General features: G+C 73.5%; 8 protein-coding genes, 1 pseudogene and 1 riboswitch. Of the genes and pseudogenes, 6 read left to right on the top strand and 3 right to left on the bottom strand.

Features of this window, described 5'->3' with window-relative positions; translation table 11 throughout:
- Nucleotides 1-175, bottom strand: a pseudogene (locus IG05_RS47290) (cytochrome ubiquinol oxidase subunit I); the annotation flags it as partial.
- 106 nt (nt 176-281) lie between these two features.
- Between IG05_RS47290 and IG05_RS0136575 the strand changes: the two are divergent.
- Together IG05_RS0136575 and IG05_RS0136570 are read left to right on the top strand one after the other, a co-directional pair.
- A complete protein-coding gene (locus tag IG05_RS0136575) occupies nt 282-869 on the top strand; it encodes an RNA polymerase sigma factor (RefSeq protein WP_051790647.1) in 588 nt (195 codons plus the stop codon).
- A complete protein-coding gene (locus IG05_RS0136570) occupies nt 859-1,833 on the top strand; it encodes a CU044_5270 family protein (RefSeq protein ID WP_030348413.1) in 975 nt (324 codons plus the stop codon). Before IG05_RS0136575 ends, IG05_RS0136570 begins: the two co-directional genes overlap by 11 nt.
- Nucleotides 1,834-1,849: 16 nt before the next feature.
- Here IG05_RS0136570 and IG05_RS0136565 read toward each other — a convergent pair whose 3' ends face one another.
- A complete protein-coding gene (locus IG05_RS0136565) occupies nt 1,850-2,698 on the bottom strand; it encodes a bifunctional 5,10-methylenetetrahydrofolate dehydrogenase/5,10-methenyltetrahydrofolate cyclohydrolase (protein WP_030348412.1) in 849 nt (282 codons plus the stop codon).
- 26 nt (nt 2,699-2,724) lie between these two features.
- Nucleotides 2,725-2,805, bottom strand: a riboswitch (ZMP/ZTP riboswitch).
- Nucleotides 2,806-2,874: 69 nt separating this feature from the next.
- On the bottom strand, nt 2,875-3,240 hold the full coding sequence (locus IG05_RS0136560; RefSeq protein ID WP_030348411.1) for a nuclear transport factor 2 family protein: 366 nt from the start codon (nt 3,238-3,240) through the stop codon (nt 2,875-2,877).
- Between the two features lie 171 nt (nt 3,241-3,411).
- Between IG05_RS0136560 and IG05_RS0136555 the strand changes: the two genes are divergently transcribed.
- The 4 genes from IG05_RS0136555 (at nt 3,412) to IG05_RS0136540 (ending at nt 6,616) form a co-directional block, all read left to right on the top strand.
- Nucleotides 3,412-3,714: a hypothetical protein gene (locus tag IG05_RS0136555; RefSeq protein WP_030348410.1), complete on the top strand. Its 303-nt coding sequence runs from the start codon at nt 3,412-3,414 to the stop codon at nt 3,712-3,714.
- A 160-nt stretch (nt 3,715-3,874) separates the two neighbouring features.
- Nucleotides 3,875-4,963 (top strand): S-(hydroxymethyl)mycothiol dehydrogenase, encoded by a 1,089-nt coding sequence (locus tag IG05_RS0136550; RefSeq protein WP_030348409.1) that lies wholly within the window; start codon nt 3,875-3,877, stop codon nt 4,961-4,963.
- Nucleotides 4,963-5,592, top strand: a complete 630-nt coding sequence (locus IG05_RS0136545) for an MBL fold metallo-hydrolase (protein ID WP_030348408.1) — start codon at nt 4,963-4,965, stop codon at nt 5,590-5,592. The genes IG05_RS0136550 and IG05_RS0136545 overlap by 1 nt, the downstream gene beginning before the upstream one ends.
- Nucleotides 5,593-5,701: 109 nt before the next feature.
- Nucleotides 5,702-6,616 carry an SDR family oxidoreductase gene (locus IG05_RS0136540; RefSeq protein WP_030348407.1) on the top strand — a complete coding sequence of 305 codons (915 nt, stop codon included), beginning with the start codon at nt 5,702-5,704 and terminating at the stop codon, nt 6,614-6,616.
- Nucleotides 6,617-6,646: the final 30 nt, after the last annotated feature.

Genomic DNA, 6,646 nt, shown 5'->3' with positions numbered 1-6,646 from the left:
GCTCGTTCGACATGAACTGCAGACCCGGGCGGGCCAGCTCGGCGCGCATCAGCAGCGCCATCACGCCGCCGATCAGGAAGAACGCGAACGAGGTGACCAAGTAGAGCGTGCCGATCGTCTTGTGGTCGGTGCTGGTGAGCCATCGCACGGCCCTGCTGTTTCTGATCCTCTTCACGCCCCGCCTGTGTCCGCGCCCGGCCCGGGGGTCACACTCGGACGACGCGAGGAGCATCACGGGAGAAGGGTGTGACGATCCGGCCGGTGCCGGACACGAACCGGGCATGAGCAACGACGAGATCTTCGCCGCTGCCTATCGCGCGCACTACTGGGCGGTCAGCCGCTATGTCGCGAGGCGACTTCAGGGGCGGGCCGACGAGGTGGAGGAAGTGGTGGCGGAGGTGTTCACGGTCGCCTGGCGGCGTCGGGCCGACCTGCCGGCCGCGCCACTGCCCTGGCTGTACGGGGTGGCCCGCAACTGCCTGGCCAACGCGGTACGCGGCTACGGGCGGCGGCGCCGGCTGGTGGACCGGCTCGGCAACGACGAGGCCGCGCACGGCCGGCACGTCGCGGCCGGGCCCGGAACGGAGGCGCCGGGTGCCTGGGTGCACGAGGCCCTGGACCGGCTCTCCCCGGCCGACCAGGAAATCCTGCGCCTCGCCGCCTGGGAGGAACTCGGCGCCGAGGAGATCGCGATCGCCCTCGGCTGCGGCCGCCGCGCGGCGGCCATGCGCCTCCACCGCGCCCGCCACCGCCTCCGCGAGGAGATAGCCCGCCTGCGCCCTGTGACACCGGCGGCTCAAGCGCCTGCCGGGCCGGGTCTGGCCACCGTCGACGCCTGCCTGTCCGAGGAACCCCGACATGACCGATGAACTCGACCTTCTTCGACGTGCCAATCCGGTTCCCGGGGACGCGCCCCGCTTCGGGGACGGACCGCTGGATCACCGGGCCGAGCGGGGACTGGAGCGCCTGTTGGAGGAAGGGCGGCCGGCGCGCCGGGCACCCGGGTCGCGGCTGCTGTGGGGGCTGGCCGCCACCGGGGTCGTCGTGGCGACCGCCGCCACCGCGCTGCTCGGCGGGCCGAGCACGCAGCCCGCTCTCGCCGCGCCCCGGCCGCTGGCCGTCCGCGCGCACTCCACGCCCGTACCACTGGCGCAGCTGGCCGAACTGGCCGACGCCGCCGCGGCAGGGGGCGCACCGCGACTGCGCAAGGGCACGCACGTGCAGACGTGGAGCCTCGGCATGGCGGACGGGAAACCGCCCGTCACCCTGCCCGAGGAGCGGGTCGTGCGCTGGCGGGCGGACGACAGCCACACCGAGCTGGTCGTGGCGACCGACCCGCGCCGTCCCGGCCGCCCGGTCCTCACCGACACCGGCGGCGAGCCCGGCCTGGTGGCCGACGGCCACGTCCTGAGCCGGACCACGTACCCGCCGAGCTGGAGCGACGCCCCGCCGGAGGCAGCCCCGCCGCACACCCCGGCCGCCCTGCGCGCCTACCTCGCCGAGGCCGTGCGCACCGGCTCCCCGAGCACCCCCGAACTCCTGCGAGCCGTCGATGAGTTGCTGGACCGCTGGACCCTCGGCGCCCGCGAGTCCGCGGCCCTGGTCCGGGTCCTCGCGGACGCGAAGGGGCTGCGGCCCGCGGGCCAGGTGACGGACCGCCTCGGCCGCCCGGGGCAGGCGTACGTGTACGAGGGCGGCGGCAGCCGGCGCATGCTGATCCTCGACGCGCGCACCGGTGCCGTCCTCGGCCTGGAGACCACCTTCACCCGCGACGACCCGGCCTACGGTGTGCAGGCCGGGGACGTCAGGGAGTACAGCGCCTGGATGCGCTGACCGGGCCGCCCGCCCGTCACACCCCCAGCTGCCGGGCGGCGGCCGTCACGGTCTGCTCCAGCAGCGTCGCGATCGTCATGGGACCGACCCCGCCCGGCACCGGGGTGATCAGCGCGGCCCGCTCCACGGCCGAGTCGAAGTCGACGTCACCGACGTTGCCCGCGTTGTAGCCCGCGTCGACGACGACCGCGCCCGGCTTGATGTCCTGTCCGCGGATCAGCCGCGGCCGGCCCACCGCGGCCACGACGATGTCGGCCTCGCGGACCGCCGCCGACAGGTCCCGGGTACGCGAGTGGCAGTACGTGACGGTCGCGTCCCGGGCCAGCAGCAGCATCCCCACCGGCTTGCCCAGGATCGCGCTGCGGCCCACCACCACGGCCCGCTTCCCGGCCGGGTCGACGCCGTACTCGTCCAGCAGCCGCACGATGCCGCCCGGCGTGCAGGAGACGAAGCCCGGCAGCCCGAAGCTCATCGTGGCGAACGAGGCGAAGGTGACGCCGTCCACGTCCTTCTCCGGCGCGATCGCCTCGAACGCGGCCCGCTCGTCGATGTGGTCGCCTACCGGGTGCTGGAGCAGGATCCCGTGCACCCCCGGGTCGTCCGACAACTCCCGCAGCGTGCCGACGAGTTCCCCGGCCGTGGTGCTCGCGGGCAGCGCCACGTGCCGGGACTCGATGCCGGCCTTGCGGCAGCGGTTCTGCTTCATGCGGACGTACGTCACCGACGCCGGGTCCTCGCCGACGAGCACGGTCGCGAGACACGGCGCGGTACCGGTGCGCTCGGTGACACCGGCGGCCTTCCTCGCCGTGTCCTCGACGATGCGGCGGGCGAGCGCGGTGCCGTCCATCAGCCGGGCCTGGGTCATGCTGCACACTCCTGAGCTGGATCGACTCTCCTCGCCCAGGCGCGCGGCAACCACCACGGACCGCTCCCCGGTGGTGCTCCACCTCAGCGCCAGTCACGGCCCGCGTACAGCGTAACCGAGCGCGCGCACGGCCTTCGGACCTCCGGCCGGGACCGCGCTCGCCGTACCCGCCGGCCCTACTCGTCCCAGGCCTGGACGATGAGCTGATCGGTGATCTTGCCGTCCCGCAGGGTGACCATCGACTCGGCGAGCACCCGGGTGCCGTCCGCGTACTCGCAGGACTCGCTGTACGCGGCCTGGTCCCCCTGCATGACGCACCGGTCCAGCTTGTGGGTCATGTCGCGGCTGTAGACGTCGTCCAGCAACTCGGCGATCTGGCTCCGGCCGTGCAGGACCGTGGGATGACTGGGCTGGTTGTTGCGGTCGACGATGCGGATCTCCGCGTCGTCCGCGTAGAGCGACAGCAGGTTGTTGCCGGTGTTGCCCTCGATGGCCCGGCGCAGTGTCTCGGTGTCGAAAGCGGACCCCGTCGCGGTACCCATGGTGACCTCCTTCAGGCGCCCGCGGCCCGGCCAGGAACGGCCCGCACGGGCCCCACCTCCGAGCGTCCTCCGCCCCGGCGGCCACGGCAAGCCCGGCCGTCGCCCTCCGCCTCACGGGTGAGCGCCGCCCGCCGCCCGTGTCCGGCCGGGGCCCGCGGCCGTTGCAGGGACATGATCTCAACACGACGTATCGTCGCCGCCGTCGGTCTGGCCGCCGGGATCGCCGGTCTCGCCGCACCGCAGGCGAGCGCCGCGGGCACCGGCGCACCGCTCGTCGGCGGGCTCGGCGCGCTGAGCACGCTGGACTCGCTCGCCGGCGCCGACATCCCGGCACCGTACAAGGGCCGCGTCCCGCGGGTCAGCGAGCAGGTGGGGGAGCTGAAACACCTCCGCGAGCTGAACCAGCTGAACCAGCTGGAGCAGGTCATCGCCCCCGCGGCGCCCCTGCTCGGGCTGGTCCAGGGCATCCACTGACCGCGGCTGCCGCGCGAAGGGCCGTCCCGGCCGGGACGGCCCTTCGCGCTGTCCGCCACCGGTGGCGCAAAGATCCACGGCCACCGTCGTGGACCGTCCCGCCGCCCCCCGGTCGCGCGTAGGGTCGGCGGCGTAGGTATTCGACGGAAGGAACCAGACCATGGCGCAGGAAGTACGCGGCGTGATCGCACCGGGCAGGAACGAGCCCGTTCGGGTCGAGACGATCGTGGTGCCGGACCCGGGACCCGGCGAAGCCGTCGTACGCGTCCAGGCCTGCGGGGTCTGTCACACCGATCTGCACTACAAACAGGGCGGCATCTCCGACGACTTCCCCTTCCTGCTCGGCCACGAGGCCGCCGGTGTGGTGGAGTCGGTCGGCGACGGCGTCACCGACGTCGCCCCGGGGGACTTCGTCATCCTCAACTGGCGTGCGGTGTGCGGCCGGTGCCGGGCCTGTCTGCGCGGCCGGCCCTGGTACTGCTTCGACACCCACAACGCGCGGCAGAGGATGACCCTCGCCGCCACCGGCCAGGAGCTGTCCCCGGCCCTCGGGATCGGCGCGTTCGCGGAGAAGACGCTCGTCGCGGCCGGCCAGTGCACCAAGGTCGACCCGTCCGTCTCCCCGGCGGTCGCGGGCCTCCTCGGCTGCGGCGTGATGGCCGGCATCGGCGCCGCCGTCAACACCGGTAACATCGGCCGGGGCGACGCGGTCGCCGTCATCGGCTGCGGCGGTGTCGGCGGCGCGGCCGTCGCCGGGGCGAACCTGGCCGGCGCGGTGAAGATCATCGCGGTGGACATCGACGACCGCAAGCTGGAGAAGGCCCGCACGCTGGGCGCCACCCACACCGTCAACTCCAAGGAGACCGACCCGGTCGAGGCGATCCGTGAGCTGACCGGCGGCTTCGGCGCCGACGTCGTCATCGATGCCGTCGGCCGCCCGGAGACCTACCAGCAGGCCTTCTACGCCCGCGATCTCGCCGGCACCGTCGTCCTCGTCGGCGTCCCCACCCCCGAGATGAAGCTCGAACTGCCCCTGCTGGACGTCTTCGGCCGCGGTGGCGCGCTGAAGTCCAGCTGGTACGGGGACTGCCTGCCCACCCGGGACTTCCCCATGCTGATCGACCTCCACCTGCAGGGCCGCCTGCCGCTCGACGCGTTCGTCACCGAGACCGTCCGACTGGACGAGGTGGAGGCGGCGTTCGAGCGGATGCACCACGGTGACGTGCTGCGTTCGGTGGTGGTGCTGTGATGACCGTACGCATCGAACGCCTCGTCACCGCAGGACAGTTCAGCCTCGACGGCGGCACCTGGGACGTGGAGAACAACGTGTGGATCGTCGGCGACGAGCGGGAGGTGATCGTCATCGACGCCGCCCACGACGCCGAGGCCATCGCCCGCGCGGTCGACGACCGGCGCCTGACCGCCATCGTGTGCACGCACGCCCACAACGACCACGTCAACGCCGCCCCGGCGCTCGCCGATCTCACCGGTGCCACCATCTGGCTGCACCCCGACGACCTGCCGCTGTGGAGGCAGACCCACCCGCACCGCGACCCCGACCGGCATCTGCTCGACGGCCAGGTCATCGAGGCCGCCGGCGCCGACCTCACCGTCCTGCACACGCCCGGTCACGCCCCGGGCGCCGTCTGCCTGTACGACCCCGGCCTCGGCACCGTCTTCACCGGCGACACCCTCTTCCAGGGCGGCCCCGGCGCCACCGGACGCTCCTACTCGCACTTCCCGACCATCATCGACTCCATCCGCGACCGCCTCCTCACCCTGCCGCCGGAGACCAAGGTCCTCACCGGCCACGGTGACGGCACCACCATCGGTGCCGAGGCCCCCCACCTGGAGGAATGGATCCGACGCGGGCACTGAGCCCCGCGGAGCGCGCCGGGCGGGAGCACGCGCGAATCCCGACAGCAGGTGTCCGGCTTCCCGGGGACGGTGGACGACGACAGCAGTCGTACCGCACAGGAGGCCGGACATGTCAGGACCGCTCGAAGGCAAGGTGGCGCTGGTCGCCGGGGCGACCCGGGGCGCCGGACGCGGCATCGCCGTCGAACTCGGCGCGGCCGGCGCCACCGTCTACGTCACCGGCCGCAGCACCCGGGCCCACCGCTCCGAGTACGGCCGTCCCGAGACCATCGAGGACACCGCCGACCTCGTCACCGCGGCCGGCGGACAGGGCATCGCCGTACCGGCCGACCACCTGGACCCGTCCGCCGTACGGGACCTGGTGGACCGGGTCGCGGCCGAGCAGGGCCGCCTCGACGTCCTCGTCAACGACATCTGGGGCGGCGAGAACCTGTTCGAGTGGGACACCCCCGTGTGGGAGCACGACCTCGACAACGGGCTCCGGCTGCTCCGGCTCGCCGTCGAGACCCACGCCGTCACCAGCCACCACGCCCTGCCGCTGCTGCTGCGCCGCCCCGGCGGCCTGGTCGTGGAGGTCACCGACGGCACCGCCGAGTACAACCGCGACACCTACCGCGTGAACTTCTTCTACGACCTCGCCAAGACGTCCGTGCTGCGCATGGCCTTCGCCCTCGGCCACGAACTCGGCCCGCGCGGCGCCACCGCCGTCGCCCTCACCCCCGGCTGGATGCGCTCCGAGCACATGCTCGACGCGTACGGCGTCCGCGAGGAGAACTGGCGGGACGCCCTGCGCCGCGAACCCCACTTCGCCATCTCCGAGACGCCGCGCTACACCGGCCGGGCCGTCGCCGCCCTGGCCGCCGACCCCGGCGTGGCCCGGTTCAACGGCCGGTCCCTCTCCAGCGGTGGCCTCGCCCGGGAGTACGGCTTCACCGACCTCGACGGCAGCCGGCCGGACGCCTGGCGGTACCTGGCCGAGGTACAGGACGCGGGCAGACCGGCGGACGTCACCGGATACCGGTGAAAGGGCGCCCGCGGAGCCGTACCGTCGGCC

The sequence above is a fragment of the Streptomyces sp. NRRL S-1022 genome, from assembly GCF_000720135.1.
Lineage (GTDB): Bacteria > Actinomycetota > Actinomycetes > Streptomycetales > Streptomycetaceae > Streptomyces.
Note: the sequence above shows the minus strand (reverse complement) of the source record. Positions and strands in the feature narration are given on the sequence as shown.

What these genes read in the sequence shown, in the direction of transcription:
- IG05_RS0136575 (WP_051790647.1), top strand. Translation starts at nt 282, where the DNA reads ATGAGCAACGACGAGATCTTCGCCGCTGCCTATCGCGCGCACTACTGG.
- IG05_RS0136570 (WP_030348413.1), top strand. Translation starts at nt 859, where the DNA reads ATGACCGATGAACTCGACCTTCTTCGACGTGCCAATCCGGTTCCCGGG.
- IG05_RS0136565 (WP_030348412.1), bottom strand. Translation starts at nt 2,698, where the DNA reads ATGACCCAGGCCCGGCTGATGGACGGCACCGCGCTCGCCCGCCGCATC.
- IG05_RS0136560 (WP_030348411.1), bottom strand. Translation starts at nt 3,240, where the DNA reads ATGGGTACCGCGACGGGGTCCGCTTTCGACACCGAGACACTGCGCCGG.
- IG05_RS0136555 (WP_030348410.1), top strand. Translation starts at nt 3,412, where the DNA reads ATGATCTCAACACGACGTATCGTCGCCGCCGTCGGTCTGGCCGCCGGG.
- IG05_RS0136550 (WP_030348409.1), top strand. Translation starts at nt 3,875, where the DNA reads ATGGCGCAGGAAGTACGCGGCGTGATCGCACCGGGCAGGAACGAGCCC.
- IG05_RS0136545 (WP_030348408.1), top strand. Translation starts at nt 4,963, where the DNA reads ATGACCGTACGCATCGAACGCCTCGTCACCGCAGGACAGTTCAGCCTC.
- IG05_RS0136540 (WP_030348407.1), top strand. Translation starts at nt 5,702, where the DNA reads ATGTCAGGACCGCTCGAAGGCAAGGTGGCGCTGGTCGCCGGGGCGACC.